Source organism: Pseudoalteromonas sp. NZS127_1, assembly GCF_015864295.1.
GTDB lineage: Bacteria > Pseudomonadota > Gammaproteobacteria > Enterobacterales > Alteromonadaceae > Pseudoalteromonas > Pseudoalteromonas arctica.
The window spans coordinates 17,258-43,488 of the sequence record NZ_JADYXO010000012.1 but is presented as its reverse complement, the minus strand read 5'-3'; the positions used below and the strand labels follow the sequence as shown (position 1 = coordinate 43,488).

At 40.9% G+C, this 26,231-nt stretch carries 24 protein-coding genes and 1 pseudogene; 14 read left to right on the top strand and 11 right to left on the bottom strand.

The window, feature by feature from the left end:
- Positions 1-40 precede the first annotated feature (40 nt).
- Together I6F50_RS12155 and I6F50_RS12150 are read right to left on the bottom strand one after the other, a co-directional pair.
- Positions 41-328, bottom strand: coding sequence for a co-chaperone GroES (locus I6F50_RS12155; protein WP_007580032.1), 288 nt, complete (start codon positions 326-328; stop codon positions 41-43).
- A gap of 110 nt (positions 329-438) precedes the next feature.
- Complete coding sequence (locus tag I6F50_RS12150; protein ID WP_165740712.1) at positions 439-915, bottom strand: FxsA family protein; 477 nt, start codon at positions 913-915, stop codon at positions 439-441.
- A 178-nt stretch (positions 916-1,093) separates the two neighbouring features.
- Between I6F50_RS12150 and cutA the strand changes: the two genes are divergently transcribed.
- From cutA to accC, 5 genes are all read left to right on the top strand, one after another.
- Positions 1,094-1,414, top strand: coding sequence for a divalent-cation tolerance protein CutA (cutA, locus tag I6F50_RS12145; protein ID WP_007580036.1), 321 nt, complete (start codon positions 1,094-1,096; stop codon positions 1,412-1,414).
- Entirely contained in the window at positions 1,414-3,249 is a 1,836-nt protein-coding gene (locus tag I6F50_RS12140) for a protein-disulfide reductase DsbD (protein WP_165740711.1), read from the top strand. The genes cutA and I6F50_RS12140 overlap by 1 nt, the downstream gene beginning before the upstream one ends.
- A 228-nt stretch (positions 3,250-3,477) precedes the next feature.
- On the top strand, positions 3,478-3,930 hold the full coding sequence (gene aroQ / locus I6F50_RS12135) for a type II 3-dehydroquinate dehydratase (RefSeq protein WP_007580040.1): 453 nt from the start codon (positions 3,478-3,480) through the stop codon (positions 3,928-3,930).
- A gap of 37 nt (positions 3,931-3,967) precedes the next feature.
- On the top strand, positions 3,968-4,426 hold the full coding sequence (gene accB, locus I6F50_RS12130; protein WP_007580042.1) for an acetyl-CoA carboxylase biotin carboxyl carrier protein: 459 nt from the start codon (positions 3,968-3,970) through the stop codon (positions 4,424-4,426).
- A 26-nt stretch (positions 4,427-4,452) separates the two neighbouring features.
- Complete coding sequence (accC, locus tag I6F50_RS12125) at positions 4,453-5,793, top strand: acetyl-CoA carboxylase biotin carboxylase subunit (protein WP_165728302.1); 1,341 nt, start codon at positions 4,453-4,455, stop codon at positions 5,791-5,793.
- A gap of 374 nt (positions 5,794-6,167) precedes the next feature.
- Here accC and I6F50_RS12120 read toward each other — a convergent pair whose 3' ends face one another.
- Entirely contained in the window at positions 6,168-6,869 is a 702-nt protein-coding gene (locus I6F50_RS12120; protein WP_165728301.1) for a FadR/GntR family transcriptional regulator, read from the bottom strand.
- Between the two features lie 186 nt (positions 6,870-7,055).
- Between I6F50_RS12120 and I6F50_RS12115 the strand changes: the two genes are divergently transcribed.
- Together I6F50_RS12115 and I6F50_RS12110 are read left to right on the top strand one after the other, a co-directional pair.
- Positions 7,056-7,814 carry an SDR family NAD(P)-dependent oxidoreductase gene (locus tag I6F50_RS12115; RefSeq protein WP_165728300.1) on the top strand — a complete coding sequence of 253 codons (759 nt, stop codon included), beginning with the start codon at positions 7,056-7,058 and terminating at the stop codon, positions 7,812-7,814.
- A gap of 3 nt (positions 7,815-7,817) precedes the next feature.
- Positions 7,818-8,768 (top strand): 2-dehydro-3-deoxygalactonokinase, encoded by a 951-nt coding sequence (locus I6F50_RS12110; protein WP_197176339.1) that lies wholly within the window; start codon positions 7,818-7,820, stop codon positions 8,766-8,768.
- A 79-nt stretch (positions 8,769-8,847) separates the two neighbouring features.
- Here the strand turns inward: I6F50_RS12110 and glpD are convergent, their stop codons facing one another.
- The 7 genes from glpD to galE form a co-directional block, all read right to left on the bottom strand.
- Positions 8,848-10,353: a glycerol-3-phosphate dehydrogenase gene (glpD, locus tag I6F50_RS12105; RefSeq protein ID WP_197176337.1), complete on the bottom strand. Its 1,506-nt coding sequence runs from the start codon at positions 10,351-10,353 to the stop codon at positions 8,848-8,850.
- A 214-nt stretch (positions 10,354-10,567) separates the two neighbouring features.
- Complete coding sequence (gene glpK / locus I6F50_RS12100) at positions 10,568-12,064, bottom strand: glycerol kinase GlpK (RefSeq protein ID WP_197176335.1); 1,497 nt, start codon at positions 12,062-12,064, stop codon at positions 10,568-10,570.
- Between the two features lie 207 nt (positions 12,065-12,271).
- Positions 12,272-13,594, bottom strand: coding sequence for a dienelactone hydrolase family protein (locus I6F50_RS12095; RefSeq protein ID WP_197176333.1), 1,323 nt, complete (start codon positions 13,592-13,594; stop codon positions 12,272-12,274).
- A 29-nt stretch (positions 13,595-13,623) separates the two neighbouring features.
- Entirely contained in the window at positions 13,624-14,628 is a 1,005-nt protein-coding gene (locus I6F50_RS12090; RefSeq protein WP_197176331.1) for a Gfo/Idh/MocA family protein, read from the bottom strand.
- A 19-nt stretch (positions 14,629-14,647) separates the two neighbouring features.
- Positions 14,648-15,796: a galactokinase gene (galK, locus tag I6F50_RS12085; protein WP_197176329.1), complete on the bottom strand. Its 1,149-nt coding sequence runs from the start codon at positions 15,794-15,796 to the stop codon at positions 14,648-14,650.
- A complete protein-coding gene (locus I6F50_RS12080; RefSeq protein ID WP_197176327.1) occupies positions 15,786-16,850 on the bottom strand; it encodes a UDP-glucose--hexose-1-phosphate uridylyltransferase in 1,065 nt (354 codons plus the stop codon). The genes galK and I6F50_RS12080 overlap by 11 nt, the downstream gene beginning before the upstream one ends.
- A 1-nt stretch (position 16,851) precedes the next feature.
- A complete protein-coding gene (gene galE / locus I6F50_RS12075; RefSeq protein ID WP_197176325.1) occupies positions 16,852-17,865 on the bottom strand; it encodes a UDP-glucose 4-epimerase GalE in 1,014 nt (337 codons plus the stop codon).
- A 267-nt stretch (positions 17,866-18,132) separates the two neighbouring features.
- Here galE and I6F50_RS12070 point away from each other — a divergent pair.
- Positions 18,133-18,963 (top strand): annotated as a pseudogene (locus I6F50_RS12070) (SDR family NAD(P)-dependent oxidoreductase).
- Entirely contained in the window at positions 18,963-19,319 is a 357-nt protein-coding gene (locus I6F50_RS12065) for a putative quinol monooxygenase (RefSeq protein ID WP_197176323.1), read from the top strand. Before I6F50_RS12070 ends, I6F50_RS12065 begins: the two are co-directional and overlap by 1 nt.
- Before the next feature lie 56 nt (positions 19,320-19,375).
- Here I6F50_RS12065 and I6F50_RS12060 read toward each other — a convergent pair whose 3' ends face one another.
- The gene (locus I6F50_RS12060) at positions 19,376-19,621 is read right to left on the bottom strand and encodes a YdcH family protein (RefSeq protein WP_166420091.1); all 246 of its coding nucleotides are present in this window, start codon (positions 19,619-19,621) and stop codon (positions 19,376-19,378) included.
- 551 nt (positions 19,622-20,172) lie between these two features.
- On the opposite strand from I6F50_RS12060, the gene I6F50_RS12055 reads away from it, so the two are divergent.
- The 5 genes from I6F50_RS12055 to astD all read left to right on the top strand — a co-directional run bounded on the left by I6F50_RS12055 (position 20,173) and on the right by astD (position 26,130).
- On the top strand, positions 20,173-20,754 hold the full coding sequence (locus I6F50_RS12055) for an aminodeoxychorismate/anthranilate synthase component II (protein ID WP_165742110.1): 582 nt from the start codon (positions 20,173-20,175) through the stop codon (positions 20,752-20,754).
- A 43-nt stretch (positions 20,755-20,797) separates the two neighbouring features.
- Positions 20,798-21,958 carry an HDOD domain-containing protein gene (locus I6F50_RS12050; RefSeq protein ID WP_024593401.1) on the top strand — a complete coding sequence of 387 codons (1,161 nt, stop codon included), beginning with the start codon at positions 20,798-20,800 and terminating at the stop codon, positions 21,956-21,958.
- A gap of 379 nt (positions 21,959-22,337) precedes the next feature.
- Positions 22,338-23,543: an aspartate aminotransferase family protein gene (locus I6F50_RS12045; RefSeq protein WP_165728288.1), complete on the top strand. Its 1,206-nt coding sequence runs from the start codon at positions 22,338-22,340 to the stop codon at positions 23,541-23,543.
- An 85-nt stretch (positions 23,544-23,628) separates the two neighbouring features.
- Entirely contained in the window at positions 23,629-24,645 is a 1,017-nt protein-coding gene (gene astA, locus I6F50_RS12040; RefSeq protein ID WP_197119367.1) for an arginine N-succinyltransferase, read from the top strand.
- A gap of 15 nt (positions 24,646-24,660) precedes the next feature.
- Entirely contained in the window at positions 24,661-26,130 is a 1,470-nt protein-coding gene (gene astD / locus I6F50_RS12035) for a succinylglutamate-semialdehyde dehydrogenase (RefSeq protein ID WP_197176321.1), read from the top strand.
- Positions 26,131-26,231: the final 101 nt, after the last annotated feature.

Below are 26,231 nucleotides of genomic sequence, written 5' to 3'. Positions count from 1 at the left end.
TTCCTCTAAATTCTTAAATGTTTATAAACGAAAAGTAGGTTTAGCCTACAATGCCTAAAATATTATCTTCACGCATGATCAGGTACTCTTGACCTTCGATCTTTTCAACTTTTTCAACATATGAGCCAAATAACACAGTGTCACCGGCTTTAACTTCTAACGCTCTCACGTCACCGTTTTCTAAAACGCGACCATTACCTACGGCTACAACTTCTCCGCGAGTTGATTTTTCAGCTGCAGAGCCAGTTAATACAATACCGCCAGCAGATTTTGTTTCTTCTTCTAGACGTTTAACGATTACGCGATCTTGTAAAGGACGAATGTTCATGTTTTTTAGTTCTCCTAACAGTTTCTGAACAGTACAGAAAAAAGCTTTTCTAATTTGCATTCATTAATGGGGGTAGAGTGAAAAATTCCAAGAGAAAAAACGATAAATTTTTAATCTTTTCGCTCATATTCACCATCAATAGTGGTTGGTCGTTCCATTTGCCCTTGCTCTCGTTCAGCATGTTGCTGCCCAGCAAACGGCGATGGCCCTTGTTGCATGCCTGCGCTCATTCTAACAGTTGCTTGGCTAGCAAGGCCTGCAGCCAATTTGTTACGAATTGCAGGGGTTAATAATAGTAGCCCAAATACGTCAGTCATAATGCCAGGAGTAAGGAGTAATACACCTGCAATTACAACGCATATTCCGGTAAATAATTCTTTGGCTGGCATTTGCCCTTGCGCCATTTGCGCTTGTACGTTTTGCAGCGCCCCCATACCTTGTGTTTTAACCATTTTGGCACCTAAAATCGCCGTAATAACAACAAGTGCAATTGTTGCAAATCCGCCAATCACGTCGCTTACTTGAATCAGCAAAGCGATTTCGACAATAGGGATGATAATAAACAACACAAATAAAAATCTAAACATAGCGCTCTCTAAATAATGACACTCAAAAGAGTTGATGAAATATAAATGAGGGTGACGAGGTCTCTTTTCAAGGTTAGGGCATAGGTATCGTCATTTTACTGATATTTTAGCGTCTACACATTGTATCGGCTATCAGATACTATGATGATAGACACTGTCCAATAAGTATAGGTTCATAATGACTACGCATTTTAAAATGATTTTTACGACCTGCAAAGACGAAGCAGAAGCACGCACACTTGCAAGGGCGTTGGTAGAAAAAAAACTAGCTGCTTGTGTAAATATTTTACCTAACATGGGCTCTATTTATATGTGGGAAGGCGAAGTTGCAGAAGCAACTGAAGCTAAGCTACTTATAAAAACGAAATCAGATAAAATGAACGATGTGTTTCTAACAATAAAAGAGTTACATAGCTACGAAGTGCCAGAGATTCAGGTTTTAGAAGTTTCTACGGGAAATTTGGCGTATTTTAATTGGATGGACGAGGTACTGAATTAATGCGTTTTTTCTTTTTATTGTTGGTTACATTATTAACCGTACCTGTAAAGGCTGCGACTAATAATGTGCTTGGTGATCTACTTGGGCCTCCTCAACACACTTTTTTACCTGTAGACCAAGCGTTTGTATTTGACTTTGATCAGCAAGGCAGCACCTTGTTTGTAGGTTGGGATATAGCGCCAGACTATTATTTATATAAAAAGAAAATAGAAATCATTGCCAAGGGCGCAAACATTCAAGTAGGTGACTCGGGTAGTGGCGAAATTATTGAAGATGAATTTTTTGGTAAAACAGAAGTCTTTTTTAATACCGCGAGCGTTGTTAGTAAGTTAAGTAATATCACTGAGGGAGCGGTTGTTAAAGTTCGCTATCAGGGCTGTGCAAAAGCGGGGCTTTGTTATCCACCAGAAGTGATTAGCATTCCACTTAGTGTAATTAGTGGCGCACAGATTAAAAATGTAGATCAAAATAGCGCTACAGATGAAGCGGCAACAGCGCAAAGTACATTTGCAGCACTCAACGATCCAACTACTGAACCTACAACAAACTCAGGTGACACCGAAAAAGAACTGACTTTTACTGAGCAATTAGCCAGTCAGAGCTTAATAACTAATTTACTCATATTTTTTGCTGTTGGTGTAGGCCTTGCTTTTACGCCATGCGTATTCCCAATGTTTCCAATTTTGTCGAGCTTAATTGCGGGTCAGCAAAACCTTTCAACTAAAAAAGCGTTTGCGTTGTCGTTTGTATATATACAAGGCATGGCAGTTACCTATGCAGCACTAGGCTTAGTTGTTGCGGCGCTTGGTGGGCAAGTGCAGGGGTATTTACAGCATCCATTTGTGTTAATCAGTTTTAGTTTATTGTTTGTATTATTGGCTATGTCGATGTTTGGTTGGTACGAAATTAAACTGCCAAGCAGTATGATGAGCAAGCTAACCCAAGTAAGTAACAACCAAAAAGGCGGCAACTACGTTGGCGTATTTTTAATGGGTGTACTTTCGGGATTGATTGCATCACCTTGCACTACGGCACCACTGTCGGCGGCACTGTTATTTGTAGCGCAAAGTGGTGATTACTTAGTAGGTGGTTTAACACTGTACGTGCTCAGTTTAGGTATGGGATTACCATTGTTATTACTCGGTACATCTGGCGGTAAATTGCTTCCTAAAGCGGGTGGTTGGATGGAGCAAGTTAAAACCTTGTTTGGTTTTGTGATGCTCGTTGTGCCGCTTATATTACTTGAGCGACTAATCAGCGCCGACATTATATTATTAATGGCAGGTGTGCTTGCACTAGCAACAGCACTGTACTTACATCATTGGCAAAGTAGCCAAACACAAAGCAAGTTAAAAACTGCATTATGGTTTGCTGCAACTCTATTAGTTATTACAGGCTTTACGTTAACTAAAAACTACTTTTGGCCAGTTCAAGTACAAACAGTACAGGTAAGCTCGCAAAATAATGAGTTTAAACAGGTTGCTGATTTAGCAGAACTAAAAGAAGCAGTTGCACAAGCAAACGACGAAGGTCGAATGGTTATGGTCGATTTGTATGCCGACTGGTGTGTGGCGTGTAAAGAGTTTGAACATTACACCTTTCCTGATGCCAAAGTGCAAAGTGAGTTTAGCCACTATCAGCTTATTCAAATTGATTTAACTGAGAGTGATAATAAAACAATTGAGCTAATGGAAGAGTACACGGTGTTTGGTTTACCTAGTATTTTGTTTTTTAATACTCAAGGACAAGAGCTTAGTACGCAGCGCGTAACGGGCTTTTTAAATGCTGAGGACTTTGCTAAACACCTAGCAGTTGTGCGCGCCAGCGCACAATAATAGTGCAATAGTGCCACTTGAATTGACTAAGTGGCACCTTCTTAATTCTTCTTATATTTGTACCCACGACACTGATAAGACCAGTATTTTGCTGCTATTTACGTCGAAATCACTATAATAGTTGGTTAACGTGAGAAATTGTTGCTACATTGCTTTTTCTGCTTACTTAAAAGTGAAAAACTAGTTAGTAACCGCTTAACTCATTACTTATAGGATATATCGCGTATTATGGCTGCAAAATTTAACCTTTTAGTTATAAATGGTCCAAATTTAAACATGCTTGGTAAACGTGAACCGGATAAATACGGTTTTCAGACGCTGAGTGAGATTATGGAGGAGCTAACCAGTGCTGCTAATAGTCTAGATGTTGAGTTAACGCATTTTCAAAGTAATAGTGAGCAAGCACTCATCGAACGAATTCACGATGCTTGGCAAGCGGTTGATTACATAATTATCAACCCAGCTGCATTTACGCATACTAGCGTCGCATTACGTGATGCACTGTTGAGTGTTGATATTCCGTTTTTTGAGGTGCACTTAAGTAATGTGCACGCACGTGAAGCCTTTCGTCATCATTCGTATTTTTCTGATGTGGCACAAGGCGTGATATGTGGATTAGGTGCAATGGGTTATCACGCAGCATTGAATGCCGCTGTGAGCCGGTTGCAAAGCGCAATTTAATTTAAATTAACACACAAACTAACAGGCGGGTCGTGTAATGGATATTCGCAAGATAAAGAAGCTTATCGAATTAGTAGAAGAATCAGGTATTGCTGAGCTAGAAATCACTGAAGGTGAAGAATCAGTACGTATTAACCGCAACAACATGAGCGCTGGCCCAGGTTACCCGCAATTTGCTCCACAGCAATATGCACCAGCGCCAGCAGCACCAGTTGCAGCGGCTCCTGTAGCTGTTGAAGCAGCAGCACCAGCTGAGCCTACGGGTCATCAAGTTAAATCACCAATGGTTGGTTCTTTTTACTCAGCTGCGTCTCCTGAAGCTCCAGCATATGTAGAAGTTGGTCAGCAAGTTAAAGTTGGCGATACACTTTGTATTATCGAAGCTATGAAAATGATGAACCAAATTGAATCAGATAAAGCCGGTACAGTAAGAGCTATCTTAGCTGAAAATGGCGAGCCAATAGAATTTGATCAACCTCTATTCATCATTGAATAATAGCGTAACCTAAAAGGCCAACTCTAATGTTAGATAAAGTAGTCATTGCAAACCGAGGTGAAATTGCACTTCGTATATTGCGCGCCTGCAAAGAGCTTGGGATCAAAACGGTTGCTGTGCATTCAACGGCAGATCGCGATCTTAAGCATGTATTGCTTGCAGATGAAACCATCTGTATTGGTAGACCATCAGCAACTGAAAGTTATTTAGATATTCCGCGCATTATTGCTGCGGCTGAAATAACTGACGCTGTAGCGATTCATCCTGGTTACGGTTTCCTTGCAGAAAATGCTGATTTTGCCGACCAAGTTGAGCAAAGTGGTTTTGTATTTATCGGTCCTCGTGGCGACACTATTCGCCTTATGGGTGATAAAGTGTCTGCTATTGCAGCAATGCGTAAAGCCGGCGTTCCATGTGTTCCTGGCTCTGACGGCCCGGTATCAGATGATAAAGAACGCAACATGCAAATCGCTAAGCGTATCGGTTACCCGGTAATCATCAAAGCCGCTGGTGGCGGTGGTGGTCGTGGTATGCGTGTTGTTCGCAGCGAATCTGAACTTATTGATTCAATTGCATTAACACAGCAAGAAGCTAAGCAATTCTTTGGTAATAGCATGGTTTACATGGAAAAATTCCTTGAAAACCCACGCCACATCGAAGTTCAAGTATTAGCAGACGGCCAAGGTAATGCAGTACATTTAGGTGAACGTGATTGTTCTATGCAACGTCGTCACCAAAAAGTAGTTGAAGAAGCTCCTGCACCAGGAATTACTGCTGAAACGCGTAAATTCATTGGCGAGCGCTGTACACGTGCATGTATCGAAATTGGATACCGCGGTGCGGGTACGTTTGAGTTTTTATACGAAAACGGCGAGTTTTACTTCATCGAAATGAATACACGTATTCAGGTTGAACACCCTGTAACTGAAATGGTTACTGGTATCGATTTAGTAAAAGAGCAATTAAAAATTGCAGCGGGTCAGCCTTTATCATTCACTCAAGACGACGTTGTTATTCGTGGTCATGCTATTGAGTGTCGTATTAATGCTGAGGATCCTGAAACGTTTATTCCTTCACCGGGTAAAATTACACGTTTCCATCCTGCTGGTGGTTTAGGTATTCGTTGGGACAGCCATATTTACGCTGACTACACGGTTCCACCACATTACGATTCAATGATTGGTAAGTTAATTACTTACGGTGAAAACCGTGACGTAGCTATTGCTCGCGCGCGCAATGCACTTAACGAGCTGGTAATTGACGGAATTAAAACTAATACTCCTTTGCATAAGAGAATTCTTGCAGATGAAAACTTCAAAAATGGTGGTACTAACATCCACTATCTTGAGAAGAAATTAGGATTATAATTCGAGCCTAAAAAGGTGTTTTATCTCAGTTAATAACCAGAGTTATTAATCTGATTTAAATAATTAAAAATCCGATATCAGGTGACTGATATCGGATTTTTTAATGCCTGAAATACCAATCCGCAATAATACTTAATCATTTTTAGGGGCTAAACGTGTCGCTACCTGCGTTAAAAAATTCTCATTTAGAACAACTGAATAGCGAATTTTTTGCCTAGCTATCAACACGTTTTTTCATCCTCAAAATAGATCACTTAATTAAGCGAATTGGTATAATTTAAGCCTTATAGGTAATAAAAAAGTCCATCGAATGTACTGCAAAGAGTAAACTTGATGGACTTAATATTTATAAAATATGCTTAGCTAAAGTTGCATTAAACTAATTTAGATTCAATTAACTGTAGTGCTTCTTCTAAAATTGTTTCTACTGCTTTTTTTGCGCGTTCAGGGTCGCGTGACTTTATGGTTTCTAAAATATCAGCATGTTTAGCCACGTCTGCGCCCGGTACACCTTTAATGTGGTTTGTGTAGCGAATACTTACTCTAAGCGCAGTACTAATAAACTCAGTTAACTGTACAAAAAAGCGATTATTACTGGCCACTAATATGCTGGTATGAAAAGCAATGTCAGCTTCTAGTGGGTCGTCTAAGCCTTCGTCAGCTTCAGCCATACGAGCTAAGGCGTTATCAATTTCAGCTAGCTGTTCAGCAGTGGCATTTACTGCTGCAAGCGCGGCTGCTTGTGGCTCAAGCGCGACACGTACTTGAGTAAACTCTTTTAATAATGATAAAGATGGCTTACTACTTAAAATCCAACGCAGTACGTCGGTGTCAAACATATTCCAGCTACTTTCTGGTAGTACGCGAATACCTTGCTTAGGACGAGATGAAATAAGTCCTTTAGCAGAGAGCATTTTTACCGCTTCGCGAGTAGCACTGCGACTCACATCGTACTTTATACATAAATCGGCTTCAGAAGGCAGGCCTTCGCTTACAGGGTAAACACCACGCACAATAGCAAAGCCCAAATCGTGGGTTAATTGTTGTGTTAAATTTTGACGAGGTTGGCTTTTCATTGCGCAGGATTCCGAGTTGATATATTGCTTTATTATATATCATATATCATATTAATGTACTTAAGGATATGATATAAAGTTTTAATTGGCTAATTATTTTAGCACAGCGTTTTGGTTCTTTATAACGTCTATTGGCGTTTTTAATAAGCAAAACACTATTGTAAGTTGTTGTTTGGAGAGTTTAATTTGGACACCCTAGCTCAATATCATAGTATTTCTGGCAAAGTTGTTTTTATTACCGGTGGTGCATCAGGCATTGGCAGAGCAATGGTTAAATCCTTTGTAAACCAAAATGCAAAAGTAGCGTTTATTGATATTGATGATAAGGCTGCACAGTCGCTTATTAGCGAATTACCCGATGCCAAATTATGGTACAGACAAGTGGACGTTACTGACTCGCATGCACTTCAGCAATCACTTGTAGATGCATGCGCCGCTTTTGGTGCAATAAATATATTAATTAATAATGTAGCGAACGACCGCCGGCAAGCAAGCGAAGACGTTACAGTGCAAGACTGGGATCAGTGCTTACAAATAAACTTAAATCCTGCTTTTTTTGCTTCTCAAGTTGCTATGTCTTTTATGAAAGATGATAAGGCGGGCAGTATCATTAACTTTAGCTCTATTAACGCGATTATGGGCCAGCCACAAATGGCCGGTTATGTAACAGCAAAAGCAGGGTTGATTGGTATGACTAAGGCATTGGCTCGCGATTATGGAGAGTTTGGTATTCGCGTTAACGCTATTTTACCAGGGTGGGTTGCCACCGACCGTCAACTAGCAAGTTGGTTTACCGAAGAAGAGCAAGTTAAGTGGATGGAAGCCATGGCGCTTAAAAAATTAGTAACACCTGAAGATGTTGCTAATTTGGCACTCTTTTTAGCCGCCGATGAAAGCAGTATGATCACCGGGCAGAGTATTAAAATCGACGGTGGGAGGCTTTAAAGCTTGGCTAATTCATCTCTTTTTATTGCTGTTGACTGGGGCACGAGCCATTTACGTGCTTATTTGTGCGAAGTACAAGCGCAATCAACACTTAAATTATTAGCACAACGTGATGGCCCTGGCGTTGTTAAGGCGAATCAAAATTTTGAGCAAACCCTAATCGACACCATTGCAGTGTGGAAGCAAGAATATGGCAGTTTACCTATATATATTGCAGGGCAAATTACCTCAAGCATCGGCTGGCACGAAACGCCATATTTAGAATGCCCAATTAATCCCGAAGGGCTACTTAATGCTGCGGTTAGCTTTGATTGCGATAGGCATACAATTAGAGCGCTACCAGGCACAAAGTGTACGCTGCAGAATAGCTTATTTGATGTAATGCGCGGCGAAGAGCTGCAAATTTTAGGGTTTTTAAAACAAAATCCACAGTATCAACAAGGTAAAATATTATTATGTTTGCCTGGTACACATACTAAATGGGTACTTATAAACAACGGCGAAATTATTTGCTTTAAAACAGCCATGACCGGCGAGTTATATGATTTGTTATGTCACCAAAGTGTTTTAATTCCTAACGACTGTGCAGAAGGTGAGTTTGACTTTAAAGCATTTGAGCAAGGCTGTGAGCTAACTTTAGGTAGTGATAGCGGTAACTTGGCACATGGTATTTTTAGTGTGCGTACACGCCAGCTTTCAAAGGAGTTAACGCCAGTACAAGCTAAAGCCTATTTGTCGGGTGTATTAATTGGCAGTGATGTACGAGCAGCTCGCCATGCAAGCGAGTGGCAATTATTAAGTGATACACAAGTTGTGGTGATTGGCACAAAGCAGCTTAATAAGTGTTTTACCACAGCGCTTAAACAAATTGGTGTTAAGTGTGTTGAGTTTGATATTAAAACAGCCACGCTTAGCGGTTTTAATTATTTATTTAATTTAGAGTCAAAAAAATAAACCCCTCTATAACGGTTAAATTATAAAGGGGTTACGGGAAATCATTATAGCTGCAGTTAAAAGCAGCTATATAATTTAGTTAAGCGCTTTTAGCTGCTTGGTTATGCTCAATGTAATCATTGAGCGCAGCAACTTGTGCTTCATTAAAACGTAGTCCTAATTTGCTGCGGCGCCATAAAATATTGTATGCGTTTTCTGCCCACTCTTCATTTAGCAAGTAATCTACTTCTGCTGCAAATAAACCATGGCCAAAATCTTGGCCTAAATCACTCAACCCAGTTGCATTACCTAATATATTTTTAGCACGAGTACCATAAGTGCGTACAAAGCGTTTAAGTGTTATTTCAGGTAGCCATTCGTATTTTGCTTTTAGCTCTGATTTAAGTGCTTCTACAGAGCTAAAATCACCACCAGGGAGCGAGCTATGCTTGGTCCACGCTTTGCTCATTTGTGGGTAAAAGTCTTCAAGCTTATTAACCGCAGCTTCGGCAAGTTTGCGATAAGTTGTAATTTTTCCACCAAACACACTCAGTAGAGGTGTTTGCTTAGCATCACTCGAAAGCTCTAATTTATAATCGCGAGTAACGGCTTGTGCATTAACTGATTCGTCATCAAGTAATGGGCGTACGCCTGAAAAGGTATGTACTATGTCTTCGCGTTTAATCGGTTGTTTAAAGTAGGTATTAGTAATATCAATTAAGTAATCAATTTCTTCATCACTAATTTTAACGTCTTGTGCTTCACCTTTGTGTTCTACATCGGTTGTGCCAATAAGTGAGAAGTCATCTTCAAACGGAATAACAAACACAATACGCTGATCTTTATTTTGTAAAATATAAGCTTGTTTCTCATCGTGAATGCGAGGCACTACAATGTGGCTACCTTTTACAAGGCGAATATTTTGTGGTGATTTTTCTGTTAGGGCTTCATCAAATAATTTAGCTACCCAAGGACCCGCAGCATTAACAATGCCTTTGGCAGAAATGGTGTATTTAGCTTTGCTCTTTTGCTGCTCAAGCGTTACCTGCCATTTACCTTGCTCACGTTTAGCATTTACACACTTAGTTTGTGTGGTAATAACGGCGCCTTTTTCCTGCGCTGCAAGGGCGTTTAAAACGACTAAGCGAGAATCGTCAACCCAGCCATCAGAGTATTCAAAACCTTTAGTAATTGAAGGCTCTAAAACGCTGTTTTCACCAAATTTAATACCTCGAGATCCCGCAAGTGTTTCGCGTTTTGCTAGGTTGTCATACATAAACAAACCAATGCGGATCATCCATGCAGGGCGTAAATGCTTTTGATGCGGTAATCTAAAAGTAAGTGGCCACATAATATGTGGTGCATTTTTAAGTAGTACTTCACGCTCAGCTAAGGCTTCTTTTACTAATCTAAATTCGTAATGCTCAAGGTAGCGCAGACCACCGTGGATCAGCTTAGAACTGTTTGAAGATGTTGCACAGGCAAGGTCTGATTGTTCGCACAAGAGTACTTTTAATCCTCTGCCTGCTGCATCAGCTGCTATTCCAGTGCCGTTTACACCGCCACCGATGACTAGTAAGTCATATTCGTTATCTGCTAATTCCACCGAGCTAACCTTTTTATTTGTAATATAAATAAGACATAAACATCATAAAGCTGCTGTTTTCATTTGACAATAGAAAACCCAGATTTTTATTCGTTAATTTTGACGCCAATCCATTTTCAATTTAAAGCAGTAAAGCATGCTTTTTAAATCTAGCATTTAGCTAAGTTAAAAAAGCAAAGTGGTTAAAGTATTAGCCTTAACCACTTAGTATTTACTATGGGCAGTTTTTATTCGTTAAGCATACTTGAGCTACGCAGTGCTGCCATTTTGCGTATAGGTCGTTACGCTCGTCGGCACTCATGGTTGGCTCAAAACGACGGTCGCATGTCCACATTTTAGATAACTGCTCAGTCGACTCGTACACACCTGTTTGTAAGCCAGCTAAATATGCTACGCCTAAAGAAGTGGTTTCGGTCACAGTTGGGCGCTCAACTGTTGCGCCTAAAATGTTTGATAAAAAGGTCATAACCCAATTATTTTTTACCATACCGCCATCTACACGAAGCACACTTGGGCGAAGACCATCACGCTCCATCGCTTTTTGTAAATCTTTGGTTTGATAACCCACCGATTGCAAAGCAGCGGCAACAATAGTGCTAATACCGGAGTCGCGTGTTAGCCCTAAAATAGCGCCACGTGCATTAGGGTCCCAATAAGGAGCACCTAACCCCGTAAACGAAGGCACTAAAAATACACCATGATCGAGCGGTATATCTTTAACCATCGATTCACTTTCGCCAGCATGGCTAAGTAGTTTTAAGCCTTCAACAATCCACTGCATAGTTGCGCCAGCCATAAATATACTGCCTTCAATGGCGTAAGTTGGCTTGCCGTTTAATCTATAAGCAACAGTGGTCAATAAGCGGTTTTCTGAGGTCAGTGCTTTTTCGCCAGTGTTAAGCATTAAAAAACAGCCAGTACCATATGTACTTTTAGCCATGCCTTGTTCAAAACATGCGTGTCCTACAAGCGCAGCTTGTTGATCGCCTGCAATACCACATACGCGAATTGGCGCGCCAAAAATATCAGCGCTGGTTGAACCAAACTCGTCAGCTGAATCCATTACTTCTGGCAGCATAGATTCTGGAATATCGAATAACTCTAGAAGCTCTTGATCCCACTGCTGGGTGTGAATATTAAATAACATGGTGCGCGATGCATTGGTTGCATCGGTGCGGTGCTCTTTGCCGCCTGTTAGCTGCCAAAGTAGGTAAGTGTCAACCGTACCGAAGGCGAGCTCACCTGCAAGGGCTTGTTCGCGTGCGCCTTCAACGTTATCTAAAATCCAACGAATTTTAGTGGCCGAAAAATAAGGGTCGAGCAATAAGCCTGTTTTTTCGCTTATCGTTTGGCAAAGCTCATCAGTTGTTAAGCTTTCGCAATAGTCACTTGTGCGACGGTCTTGCCATACAATAGCGTTATAAATTGTTTTGCCTGTTTTTTTGTTCCACACTAAAGTGGTTTCGCGTTGGTTGGTGATGCCAATGGCAATAATTTCTTCAGGCTTTACATCGTTTTTAGTTAACACTTCGCGACTAGTGCTAAGCACTGTTTGCCAAATATCGTTAGGATCGTGTTCTACCCAACCATTTTGTGGAAAATGCTGCGAAAATTCTTGTTGTGCTGTACCAAAAACGTCTGCATCTTTTGTAAACAAGATGGCCCGAGAGCTTGTGGTTCCTTGATCAATTGAGAGTATGTATTTGGACATGATATTTGTGTTATTTATCTTATCTTATATATGACTAGATTGCCTTTAACCGAAGTTAATGGCAATGGTTTTTTCTTAAAATAGCAGATTAAAAAATAAACACGCTAATATTTTCTGGTAACTCTTTTATATAAAAGGCGTTTTATTTTTGCATTATTTTAAGGGCGTACGCGGCTATTGATTAAAACAGCCGCTTAAAGCTTATTATTACTTGGTGTGAGGTTTAGCTTGTTGCCAATCCATACCGGTAGAAAAGCGATTATCAAACCCGCGCCACTGTGGCAGCGGTTTACCATCAACAACAGCTTGGTCGCCGTTTTGTGGTAAATCTAAGTATTTACACTCGCTGGCTATGCCTTTTACGTGGCAATCCATCATGGCAAGTACAAAGTGTTTGTTGATTTCGTTTAGTGTGCGCATAGACCACGAAGGCTCGTAGTAATGGCCTATATCTAGCTCACTGCTACTTTGTGCAATAGCAGGGGCTGGGTGTGGTGCAATATTATGGCGTGCATTTTTGTAAGTAAGCATGTACTTATCTTTGCTGCCTGTTTGTTCATAAAGACTTTTAATGCCTTTGTAGCCTGAAATGTCATCTAAGTTACCGGCTACATAAAGCGAAGGTACTTTAATATTTTCCATTGCTTTGGCATCAAATATAGCGTGCTGTCCGCCCCATGGTGCAAAGGCCACCATCGCTTTTATACGTGGGTCTACTTTTGGGTTTTGGTATTGCCCACCAGCGCAGCTGTTTAGTAATTGCTGTACTTGTTTAATTTGAGCTGGGTCTTTCATACCCGTAAACATAGCTGTAGTTTGCTCATTAAAAGCGTAACAACCACCTATCGTATTTACCGCGCCATAACCACCCATTGAGTAACCAATTACGCCTGCACTTTTGTTGTCTACTTGCTTGCTTGCAAAGTTGTTTTGCTCATTAAAGTAATTAATAACAAACTGCTGATCGCGTGAGCGATTTATAAGCGTGCTAAAAAAGCCAGAGAATGGCGCGTTTTTAAAATCAACATCGGCATTGGTCGAGTCAGTATGATCAATAGCTACCACAATGTAACCGTGCGACGCTAAATGCTCGCCAAGGTAGTACATAATTGTACGGTAACCGGTATAACCGTGCGAAAGCACTATCACAGGGTAGTGCTCTTTATTATTAATGGCGACATCACGCATTGCATCGGCTTGCAGAGTAAACTCTTTACCTGAGCGAGTTTGATCGGTGTAGCTGGTAAGTGGCGCTTTTGCTGTATTTGCAGCCGGATACCACACTTCTACTTTTAAAGGACGATCTTTTTGACCTTGTGTAGCGGGGTCAAATTGCGCAGGGTTAACTAAATCAAGTGTTTGCACACCTACATTGTAGCTACCTTTAGCTGCAAGTTCTGGCAGTACTTCGCTAGTGATTGGCGGGTATAGCTGCTCTGGTTTATTAGATTCAGCAACAGCTACACTGGCAGATAAACTGCACGTAGCAAGTAATATAGCTTTTGAAAGCGCCTTGAGTGTGTGTGTCATTGTGTGTCCTTGTTGTGTATTTTTATTTTTTAATTTGTCAGTTCAGCCGACTCGACGGCATTGCTATATTGCAACTGCCATTGTGCTCGTAAGGTATCCATTATGTTCATAACTCGTAAGCTAGTACCCAGTGGTAATACGCTGCTTTGGGTTTGTTTTTGTAATATACACTGCGTGACATGTGCAATTTCAAACTTAAAGTTTTCATCGTCACTAAAGTCGTATTCAAAGTGTTGCGGATCTTGGCCATTTATATGCAGTTCTATAGATTGCGCGCCTACAAATTCAGGAATGCAAATATAGCCAAGCTCACCATTAATACATGCTTCGGTTGGGCCGTTTTGCTGAAGTGCGCTGGTAAGTGATGCAAATTGCCCGTTACCGTAATCAACTATAGCAGTGCTTCGCTCATCAACACCGGTTGTGCTTTTGTGTACAAAGGATTTGATGTGTTCTGGGGCTTTATTAAATACCACATCGGCAATCGAAATAGGATAAATACCTAAATCGAGCAGGGCGCCACCTGCTGTTGCAGGGTTCATTAAGCGGTGAGTATCTGCAAAGCTGCCAGGTAAACTAAAGTTGGCATTAACACTGTGCACATTACCAATAACACCTTCACTTAGGAGCTGTTGTAATTTTACTATGGCTGGTAAAAAACGCATCCAAACGCCTTCCATTAAAAAGCAGTTTTGTTGCTTGGCAAGCTCATTGAGGTTTTGCAACTGCTGAGCATTAACGGTAATTGGTTTTTCGCTTAGCACGTGCTTATTGTGTGTTAAGCATTGCGCTATGGCTTTAAAATGTTGCTCGTGGGTATTAGCTATATAAATGGCATCAATATTTGGGCATTGCATAAGAGCTTGATAGCTCTCATAACCTTTAATTGAATAGTGTGTGGCAAACTCTTTTGCACGCTGCTCGCTAGTCGATGCAGCGCCAATAAGTTGAGCATCAGCGCAATGCGCAATACTCTTAGCAAAGGTGTGAGCAATATTGCCACACCCAATAATTCCCCAATTAACCTTTGCCATGCTTATTCCTTAACTTTATTTAAAAAGACGTAATTTGTAACCCTGAACCCGCTGAACATACGTAAATATCGGCATTTAAGTTAAAGCGTTCAAAGTAATGCTGCTCAACCGCTGCTTTAATTAGTGGCACTTCTGCATCACGACATAAACATACAATAGCACCACCAAAGCCGCCACCCGTCATACGAACTGCACCGCGATCGCCCATCGCTTCTTTACAAATTTCTACTAGGCCATCGGTTGCAGGTACGGTTACTTCAAAGTCGTGTTTAAGTGATTGGTGCGATGCAGCCATTAGCGTGCGAAGTGCATCCATATCATTATTTTGTAGTGCAGTAGTTGCTGCAATTACACGGTCGTTTTCGCTAATTACGTGGTGTGCACGTTTATATTCGTTTTCGCTTAATGTTGCTTTTACTGCTTGCAGGCCAGTCATGGTTGCTTGGCGAAGTGTTTTTACACCCATTTTTACAGCTGCTTGTTCGCAATCAATACGGCGCTGGTTGTATTCGCTATCTACCAATTTACGTGGGTAGTTAGAGTTAACAATAACAATATTTAAATCATCCGGTACTTTTACTGATTTAGTCGCGAGGTTTTCACAGTCGATTAATAGCGCATGACCGTTTTCACCTTTAGCTGAAATAAGCTGATCCATAATGCCGCATTGGCAATGCATAAAGTCGTTTTCGGCTTCTTGGCCTAGCAATGCAATTTTTTCTTCGCTTAAACCAAGCTGTGCAATATGGTTAAACATACCGCCAACAGCAACTTCTAGTGCTGCCGATGACGACAAGCCACTGCCTTGCGGTAAGTTGCTGTCAATAAGTAGGTCGGCGCCGCGCAGTGTGTAGCCCGCTCTTTTAAGAACGTAAGTAACAGCACGAATGTAGTTACCCCATTGCGATTGGCCTTCAGTGATTTCTTCATCAACGCTAAAGCTGTCTTTTTCGCCTGGGTAATTTAAAGAATGCACAGTGATAATATTGTCGTCGCGCTCTTTAAACATTACTTGGGTACGAAACTCTAACGAACACGGTAAAACAAAACCGTCGTTGTAGTCGGTAAATTCGCCAATGAGGTTTACACGCCCCGGTGCTGCTGCAATACCTTGAGCAGGCGCGCCATACAGTGACAAAAATTGTTGTTGGAATTCGTTAAGCTTCATCTGTGTGTCCTGCTGTATCTTTATAGTGTGTTGTACTGGCTGCTTTTAAAATAGAAGCAGCGGTTTCTGCGCTTAAATCGCGTTGGCTTTCGCCTAGCATTTCGTAGCCTACCATGTGTTTTTTAACAGTAGCAGAGCGAAGTAGCGGCGGATAAAAGTGTGCATGCAAACGCCAATGTTGCTCATCAGAGCTTCTATTAGCAGGTGCATTGTGCCATCCCATTGAGTATGGGAAGCTGCAATTAAATACGTTGTCGTACTTAGTGGTTAATACTTTAAGTGCCTGAGCCAAAGAGTTGGTTTGCGCATCGTTTAGCTGGCTAAAGTTTTGAATGTTATCTTTAGTTACTAGCATTGTTTCAAACGGCCACGCTGCCCAAAATGGCACAACAACAAGCCAATGTTCGTTTTCAAATACAACACGTGTTTGATCTGCTTGCTCTTTTTGCGCGTAATCGGCAAGCATGGCTGTGCCATGCTTTTTATAATAGGCAAGCTGCTGGTTATCTTCGGCTTCTATTTCGGTTGATAAATGCGAGTGAGCCCATACTTGGCCGTGAGGATGAGGTTGCGAACAACCCATGATCTCGCCTTTATTTTCAAAAACTTGTACGCATTCGTACTGCTGTGCAAGCTCTGTGTAATTTTGTTTCCAGGTTTTTACTACTTCGTGCAATGCGTTTTGGCTAAGCTCTGGTAGTGTTTTATTATGCTCTGGAGAAAAACAAATTACGCGGCATTCGCCACTGGCTTCGTCGGCAATAAATAAATCGCTGTCTGACTCTAAGCTTTGTAATTGCTCGCTGGCATTAGGCGTTAATGCGCCAAAGTCATTTCTAAATACGTGTGTGTATTTGTAATCAGGGTTACTGTCGCCATTTGCACGGGTATTACTTGGGCAAAGTGGGCAGCTGTCATCATGTTTTGGTAATACGTTTTCGTTAACGGCTTCTGTTGCGCCTAACCATGGGCGGTTATTACGATGTGGTGACACTAATACCCAACGACCCGTTAGCGGATTTTTACGTCTGTGAGTACTTTCTAATAAAGCCATATTAACTCTCCAACCCACTTGGGTAATTAGTTTGCCAGCGCCATGTGTCATTTGTCATGTCGCTAAGTGTTAGTTCTGCGTGCCAGTTAAGTGTGTTTTGCGCTTTTGTGGCATCGGCGTAGTTACAGGCAATATCACCTGCTCGGCGCGGTGCAATTTGATAAGGAATATCTTTATTGGCTGATGCGCTAAATGCTTTGATCATATCAAGCACAGAATAACCTTGCCCTGTGCCTAGGTTGTAAGCATGGAAGGCGGTATCTGTTTTATGCTGCATAAATGCCGCAACATGACCTTTCGCTAAATCTAAAACATGAATATAGTCGCGCACGCCTGTGCCATCTTCGGTGTCGTAGTCGTCACCAAAAATATTAACCACGTCGCGTTTGCCTACTGCAGTTTGAGCAATAAATGGCATTAAGTTATTAGGAATACCATTAGGGCTTTCACCTAATAAACCACTTGGGTGTGCACCTACTGGGTTAAAGTAACGAAGCGCAATACCCATAAATTGACTGTTGGCATTACATACATCTTGCATGGTTTGTTCAACCATAACTTTAGTCCAACCATAAGGGTTAGTTGCGCGTATAGGATGCTTTTCGTCAATAGGGAGGTAGTCTGGCTCGCCGTACACAGTAGCCGATGAGCTAAATATAATATGGTTAACGCCTTCATCTTGCATGCTCTGTAACATGCTTAATGTGCCCGACACATTATTTTGATAATAACGCAGTGGTTGCTCAGTTGATTCGCCAACGGCTTTTAAAGCCGCAAAGTGAAAAACAGCTTCGGCTTTAGTATGTTTTAGGGCGAGTTTAAATTGTTGCTCGTCTTGTATGTCGCCCAAAATAAACTCAAACCGAGTACCCGTAATCTTTTCGAGTTGGTCAAGTACCCGCGCACTTGCATTAGACAAGTTATCATAAATAACAGGCGTAATACCTGCTTCATGCAATGCAATACATGTGTGGCTACCTATGTAACCCATGCCGCCAGTAACTAAAACTTTCATGTTATTTCTCGAAAAGTGTATTTATATGATAAATACTACTATTAAGGTGGTTTAAAAACAATAGTTATGATTGCTGAGTAATTCAAATAAAAGCATAAAAAATATTCAGCTTAAACACTCATCTGCCTTTTAAAGGAATGCTTTTATATTAACTAACATAGGCTTAGCTTTATCAATTAATTCTATAAACTGATTCAACTATTGGCCTAATTATCAGCAGTAAGTCGGGATGCTAATATAGCGAAAATAAAGTAAGGAGAGATCAACATGAACAAAACAATTTTACTTACCGGTGCTACCGATGGCATTGGGCTAGAAACTGCAAAGATGTTATTAGCACAAGGTCACACCGTATTATTACATGGCCGCAGCCAAGCAAAGCTAAATGCGCTACAAGTAGCTTTAACCGAGCAATACCCAAATGCAAGTACACATACTTATATTGCTGATTTAAGCGATATGAGCCAAGTTCAAACTTTGGCACAAACTGTATTAACCGACTTGGCCGAAAATAATAACCAGCTCGACGTGCTAATTAATAATGCAGGCGTTTATCAATTAGTTGATGCTACAACAATTGACGGCCTTGATGCTCGCTTTGTTGTAAACACGATTGCGCCATATCTTCTTACAAAACTATTGTTACCTGTTCTTGGTCGTAATTCGCGAGTGGTTAATGTGTCATCAGCTGCGCAATCAAGCGTTAACTTAAATGCACTTATGGGTAACACTTAACTTTCTGATAGTGCGGCTTATGCACAAAGTAAATTGGCTATTACTATGTGGTCGCGTCATTTAGGGCTGGAGCTTAAAGATACTGGGCCATTAGTTGTATCGGTAAACCCTAAATCGTTACTAGGAAGTAAAATGGTAAAAGACGCTTACGGTATAGATGGCGGCGATTTAAAAATTGGCGCAGATATTTTTTGTCGCGCAGCGCTTAGGGATGAATTTAAAGATGCCGCAGGTCTGTATTTTGATAACGATACAGGACGCTTTGCGCTTCCTCATGTTGATGCACTTAATAATGTTAAAAACCAACAGCTAGTAGACACGTTAAACAGTATTTTAACGCAACTTAAATTAGGTAAAGCATAATGAAAAATCACGTTACGTGGACTGTACAAGGCCAAATTAAAGAAGGTAAATATGACGAGTTTTTACTGGTAATGGCACAACTAATTGCTTCGGCTAAAAGTGAAGCTGGGACTTTAATATATGAGTGGACAGTAAGTGAAGATAAACGCAGTGTGCACATTTACGAGCGCTACCAAGATGAAGACGCAGCTAAAACACATCTTGCTGGTTGGGCCAAAAGTGGGCCATTATTTTTAAGCGTAGTTGATATGGATAAAGTAACGGTATTTAGTCAATTATCAGAAGAGTTTGCGCAAGCCTTTGCAGGCCCAAGCACTGTATTTATGAAACCAGTAGGTGGCTTTGTAAAGTTTTAGAAAAAATATCCATTGTTGATCTAAAGAGCTCACCTCATCAGTGAGCTCTTTTTTGTTTATTGTGTTGCTTGTTGTAAGTGCTCATACAGCCAATCTTTTAACTCTGATCGGTCGTGTTTTAATAGATGCATTTGCTCGTCGCTAATTGGCGCATCTTTAAGTTCTAACATTCTAATTTCTTTGTCTAGCTTATCGTACTTATCTGCTTTTTTTGCAAACTCAGTATCGCTTTCATTTAGCTTGGCAATGGTATTTAAATACTCTGGAAAGTCATTAGTTAATGAGTGGTCTTCGCCTAACATATTCGCTCCTTAATAGGATATAAATGAGCTCACAAGTAAGTGAGTTGTATGAGTGAATTACTGCCTTTCATATAATACACTGGGGCTTATATAGATATAATTCAACCATTGAGCCGCTAATTTGATGCAGCTCAAACAATCTGTTTATTTTGCTCAGTAAGATATTTCACCAAAGTATTTAATAGAGCGATCAATATACGCACGTACTTTAGAGGTCAATAATTTATTGTTGGGGTATACAGCCTAAATAGGAGTATTAACTACTCGTAAAAAGCTTAGGGTTCGATATTATTGCTCAAGCTGCAAGGAATCTCTGGCTAGAGAAAATAAATTTAAATATCACCATGATTCAATACGTTAATAAATCTCTTAACCAGAGTTCAGGTTAAGTAAACCAATACCTGCTAAAGGCTTTTAAGCATTTTAGCTAAAATAGTTAATTTTTAACGCTTTTTGCTAATTTATGTTGGTTAATTAATAGTGGTAGAATGCAGCGCTTAGTACCACTTGTGTGAAGTAAGTGGTCAATAATTTATAAGGTTTGTTGTGTAATGCTGTTGATGATCGACAACTACGACTCGTTTACTTACAACTTAGTGCAATATTTTCAGCGTTTAGATCAAGACGTTTTAGTGAAACGTAATGACGAGCTAAGCATTGCACAAATAAAGCAGTTGAACCCGAAACACATCGTGTTATCGCCAGGGCCATGCACCCCTAACGAAGCGGGTATTTCACTAAATGTTGTTGAGCAACTAAAAGGGCAATATCCTATTTTAGGGATTTGCTTGGGGCATCAAACTATCGCGCAAGCTTTAGGAGGAGATGTAGTTCGTGCTAAAAAAGTAATGCACGGTAAAACATCACCCATAGTTCATACAAATAAAGGGGTGTTTAAAGGCTTAGCTAATCCGTTAACGGTATGTCGTTATCATTCTTTAGTGGTTAAAGCGCAAACTTTGCCTAAAGAGCTTGAAGTAACCGCATGGACTCAAACTGAGCAAGGCGAGTTTGACGAAATTATGGGGTTACTTCATAAAGAACTAGCAATCGAAGGTGTGCAGTTTCACCCCGAGGCTATTCTAACCGATCAAGGCTTAGAACTGCTTGATAACTTTTTAACTCGCTTCTAATGTTATAATACACAGAGCATTTAATACTTTATTAATGGATGTCATGACTGAACTTGTAGCGCAACAGCGCACTGCCAAAATACTAAGCCAACGGGCTCATGACTTATTGCTTGGGCACAGCTTTGCGCATCAGCAAATTGGTTTCATCCATACATTAGATATAGATTACGGCGAACCCATGAAGCAGCGCACCTTGCTTCAGGTTGAAGTGGCCGCGCAAAATAAACGCCAGCAAAGCAGTACTGCACATCATAAGTACCGCGCTCAAGCGAGTGAGCAACTGCACAAAACAATTGAAACAGCTATATATAAGCAGCTCGAAGATATAGATGGCGTAATTCACAGCACTATAGGTATTGAAGATGGCATTGCCAATATACTCGACATATTAGCTGTAAAGTCAGCGTCGGTAGGGCGTTTAGAGCCACTGGTTAATGATATAAGCTGGTTGGGTAGAGAGTTAGTAACGCTTGTTAATTTACCTTACTACCGTAATCAACGTAGTAAAAACACGTCTGTAAAAGTAGATAAACCATCGCTTGCCCTTCGTTATATTGGCCTTGATAACTTACAGCTTGTTATTCCTACATTTGCTGCCCGTCATTGGATGCCACATAGCACCGAACCATTTTCATTATTAAAACGCCGGCTACGCGACAGCGCGATGGCAAACGCGATTGCTGCGCAAAAAATTGCACAAATTAATAATGTGAATGACGTACATGCATTTACCCTTGGAATGCTTTTAGATGTAGGACGAATTGCATTAGTGCGCTTGTACTTAAAAACGTTTGAGAAAGTATGGCAACGCAAAGTGCAGTTAGCCCGAAATGAAAACCAAAAAGATTTACACACCGCATTATTAGAGCTACAACCCGATCCGCTATTTTTAACTACTCTACTTAGCAATAAGTCGATAGAAGTAAGCGCGAAGGTAATAGACAAAATGGCTTTTAAATATTTACCGTTTAAAGGTGTCATGCAGCAGCTAGTAAATGGGGTAGATAAAGGCGATACATTACTGCCATTAACAGAAGTAATGCTAAAGGCACGTTGCTACTCTCAATATCTTAATTTAAAAGAGCATCAACTTATTGAGCCCGATGAAACTCTAAGCTGGTTTTCGTACTTTAAGTTCACTAAAACGGAACTAAAAACCCTCCAATCGAGTAATTTTACCAATTTAGCTATTCAAATTGACTAAAAATCTGAATTTTTTGTTAATTTTTTTGCGACTAACCATTCATTCTCACTCTATTGTTATATTGCATATTTGCCGATTAAAGCATGCGCGCCTTGGTGCTCATGCGGTTAGTTGTTTAAAAATAAGCATAAATAGCTATGCAAATAGTTATTCACTATCTATGAAATAATATCTTTAGCCCTTTATTTTCAAGGGATACATGAAAGTTTTTAACGAGACAGATATAAGTAATTCTGAAATAATGTGCGTCTGAAAATTGAACCACAAAGCAATTTTGCGCAATTATCAGGTTACTGATCTTGCCTATAAAGTTGGTTACAAATATTAACCAAACACCTATTTTGATGTTTTGTGTTGCTCACAATTAAGAGGAAATAAAATGACAGTCAATCGCGAATTATTTGATCACGTAATGGTTCCTAACTACGCACCTTCAAGCGTAATTCCTGTTCGAGGCGAAGGTTCTCGCGTCTGGGATCAACAAGGTCGAGAGTTTATCGACTTTGCTGGTGGTATTGCAGTTAACTGTCTTGGCCATTGCCACCCTGCATTAGTAGGCGCATTAAAAGAGCAAGGCGAAAAAATCTGGCATCTATCAAATGTAATGACCAATGAGCCGGCACTTCGCCTAGCTAAAAAAATGGTTGATGCTACATTTGCTGAAAAAGTTTACTTTGCCAACTCAGGCGCAGAAGCAAACGAAGCAGCGCTTAAATTAGCGCGTCGTTTTGCACTTGATAAGTTTGGCGCAGAAAAATCACAGATCATCGCGTTTAACAAAGGTTTCCACGGTCGTACATTCTTTACCGTAACTGTTGGTGGCCAAGCTGCATATTCAGATGGTTTTGGTCCTAAGCCTGGCGACATTGTACATTGTGATTACAACGACCTAGCTGCTTTTGAAGCGCTTATCAGCGATAAAACATGTGCCGTAATGATGGAACCTCTTCAAGGTGAAGGCGGTATTGTTTCACCAACTGACGAGTTTGCTCAAGGCGTTCGCGATTTATGTACTAAACATAACGCACTGCTTATTTTTGATGAAGTTCAAACAGGTGTTGGCCGTACTGGCGATTTATACGCATACCAAGGCTTAAACATAGTACCTGATATTTTAACTTCAGCTAAAGCACTTGGCGGCGGTTTCCCTATTGGCGCTATGATCACAACAACTGAAATTGCACAGCATCTTAAAGTAGGTACTCATGGTTCTACTTATGGCGGCAACCCGCTTGCGTGTGCTGTTGCAGAAGCTGCATTTGATACAGTAAATACCCCAGAAGTACTTGCTGGCGTAAAAGCTAAAGCAGCATTATTTAATGAACTACTTACTGCGGTTAACGACAAATACAACGTATTTAGCGAAATCCGTGGCCAAGGTTTATTAATTGGTGCAGTAGTGAACGAGCAATACAAAGGTCGTGCAAAAGAGTTTTTAGTGGCAGGGACTGAGCAAGGCCTTATGTCATTAGTTGCTGGTGCAGACGTAATACGTTTCACTCCATCTTTAGTAATTCCTGAAGCGGACATTCGCGAAGGTATGGCACGCTTTGAAAAAGCAGTAGCTAGCGTAGTAAACGCATAAGCGACTTAAGCCAACCAATTAAGGGCAAGCACTGCTTGCCCTGCAATTCCTATTTACCGTTATTTATAAGGGAGCAAGCGGACTCATGATGATCCTTCGCCCAATCCAGCAAAATGATTATTCAGCATTACTGAAAATTGCCCACGAATCAGGGCATGGTTTTACGTCTTTGCCATTAAACGAAGAACTATTGCAAAAAAAGATCGACCATTCAGTAAGCTCTTTTGCTAAACAAACGTCACAACCTGGTGACGAAGGCTACCTGTTTGTTCTTGAAGATAGCGAAACCGGTGACGTTGTAGGAACATCTGCAATTGAAGCTGCGGTAGGGCTTGATGATGCATTTTATCATTATCACTTAAGTAAAGTGATTCACTCTTCGCGCACATTAGACGTATACAAAGCGGTTGATATTCTAACGCTATGTAACGACTACACAGGTGCTACAGAGCTTTGCACATTGTTTTTAAAAGATGGTTATCGTAAAAATTGTAACGGTAAGCTACTTTCAAAAGCGCGCTTTATGTTTATAAAACAGCATCAAGAGCGTTTTGCGCAAACAGTAATCGCAGAAATGCGCGGTGTGTCTGACGAAAACGGCAGCAGCCCTTTTTGGCAGTGGCTTGAAGAGCACTTCTTCTCAATGGATTTTCCAACAGCTGATTACCTAACAGGTATTGGCCAAAAGGTTTTCATTGCTGAATTAATGCCTAAATACCCAATTTACGTAAACTTGCTAAGTAAAGATGCGCAAGCCGTAATAGGTAAAGTACACGACAACACTCGCCCAGCAATCGAGTTATTAAAAAGCGAAGGCTTTACGTTTAATGGCTACGTAGATATTTTTGACGGCGGCCCAACGGTTGAAGCAAAAGTAGATAACATTGCGACTATTCGTAATGCAAATCACTTTAACGTTGAAATTGGCGAAATGACTGGCGACACCATGGTGTTGCTAGCAAACGAAAAGCTTGAAGATTTCAGAGCAACCGTTACACCAATGACATTCGACGAGCGCGCAAAAAGCCTTATTTTATCGCAAGAAATAGCAGATGCACTGCATTTGCAAACTGGCGATATTGTTAGTGCAACCACGATTTAATTTAGGAGAAAGTATATGACTCATCCTGCACAATTTATAAATGGTCAATGGTCACAAGGCCAAGGCACAGAATTTAATTCAGTAAACCCTGCAAATAACGACGTTATTTGGCAGGCTTCATCGGCAACTGCGGCGCAAGTAGACACCGCAGTAAATGCAGCGCGCGAAGCGTTTTATGCATGGGCTGATAAAAGCTTTACTGAGCGCTTGGAAATAATTCAAGCATTTGCAGCGCAATTAAAAGAAAACAGCGAAGAGCTCGCTATTACTATTGCACAAGAAACAGGTAAGCCATTGTGGGAAACTCGCACAGAAGCCGGTGCTATGGTTGGTAAAATTGCCATTTCTGAAAAAGCATTTTTAGAGCGCACTGGCGACGTAGAAAACGCAATGCCACTTGGCCGTGCGATGATTCGTCATAAGCCACATGGTGTTGTAGCCGTATTTGGTCCGTATAACTTTCCGGGTCACTTACCTAATGGCCACATTGTGCCAGCGCTTTTAGCAGGTAACACGGTTGTGTTTAAACCGTCTGAACTTACTCCTAAAGTAGCTGAGCTTACGCTTAAACTGTGGGAAAAAGCAGGCTTACCAGCAGGTGTCATTAACCTTGTACAAGGTGAAGTAGAAACGGGTAAAGCCCTTGCTGCTCACAAAGGTATTGATGGCTTGTTCTTTACGGGTTCTTCGCGTACTGGTCATATTTTACATGAACAGTTTGCGGGTCAACCTGGCAAAATTTTAGCGCTAGAAATGGGTGGTAATAACCCACTTATTATTACTGACGTTGAAGACACTAAAGCGGTTGTTCACGATATTATTCAATCAGCGTTTATCTCAAGTGGCCAGCGTTGTACGTGTGCACGTAAACTATTTTTACCAACTGGTAGCAAAGGCGATGTGATACTTGAGCGTTTAATCACAGCAACTAAAGCGATTAAAGTAGGTAGTTATGACGATGCAGACCAGCCATTTATGGGCTCTATGATCTCATCAGCTGCAGCTGCAGGCATGGTTAAAGCGCAAAACGAGCTTGTTGAGCTTGGTGGTGAAGTATTAGTAGAACTTGAGCATACAGCTAATACTGGCTTTGTAACACCAGGTATTATTGAGTGTACAAATATTAGTGACTTCCCAGATGAAGAGCATTTTGGACCACTTTTAAAAGTATTCCGCTTTGACGACTTTGACCAAGCCATTGATAAAGCAAACGATACAACCTTTGGTTTATCGGCTGGTTTATTAAGTGACAGTGCAGCAGATTACGACCACTTTTTACGTCGTATTCGTGCCGGTATTGTTAACTGGAACCGCCCAATTACTGGCGCATCAAGCGCAGCACCATTTGGTGGTATTGGCGCATCGGGCAATCACAGAGCAAGCGCGTATTACGCAGCCGATTACTGTGCATACCCTGTAGCTTCAGTAGAGCTTGAAAAAGTTGCTATGCCAGCAACACTAAGCCCAGGCTTAAAAATAGATTAAGTAGTAATACTACTTAATTATTATAAAAGCAGCTTCGGCTGCTTTTTTTGTATTGCTAACGCGCAAAGCTAGCAATCAACAGCGCTTTCTGCTTAAATCAA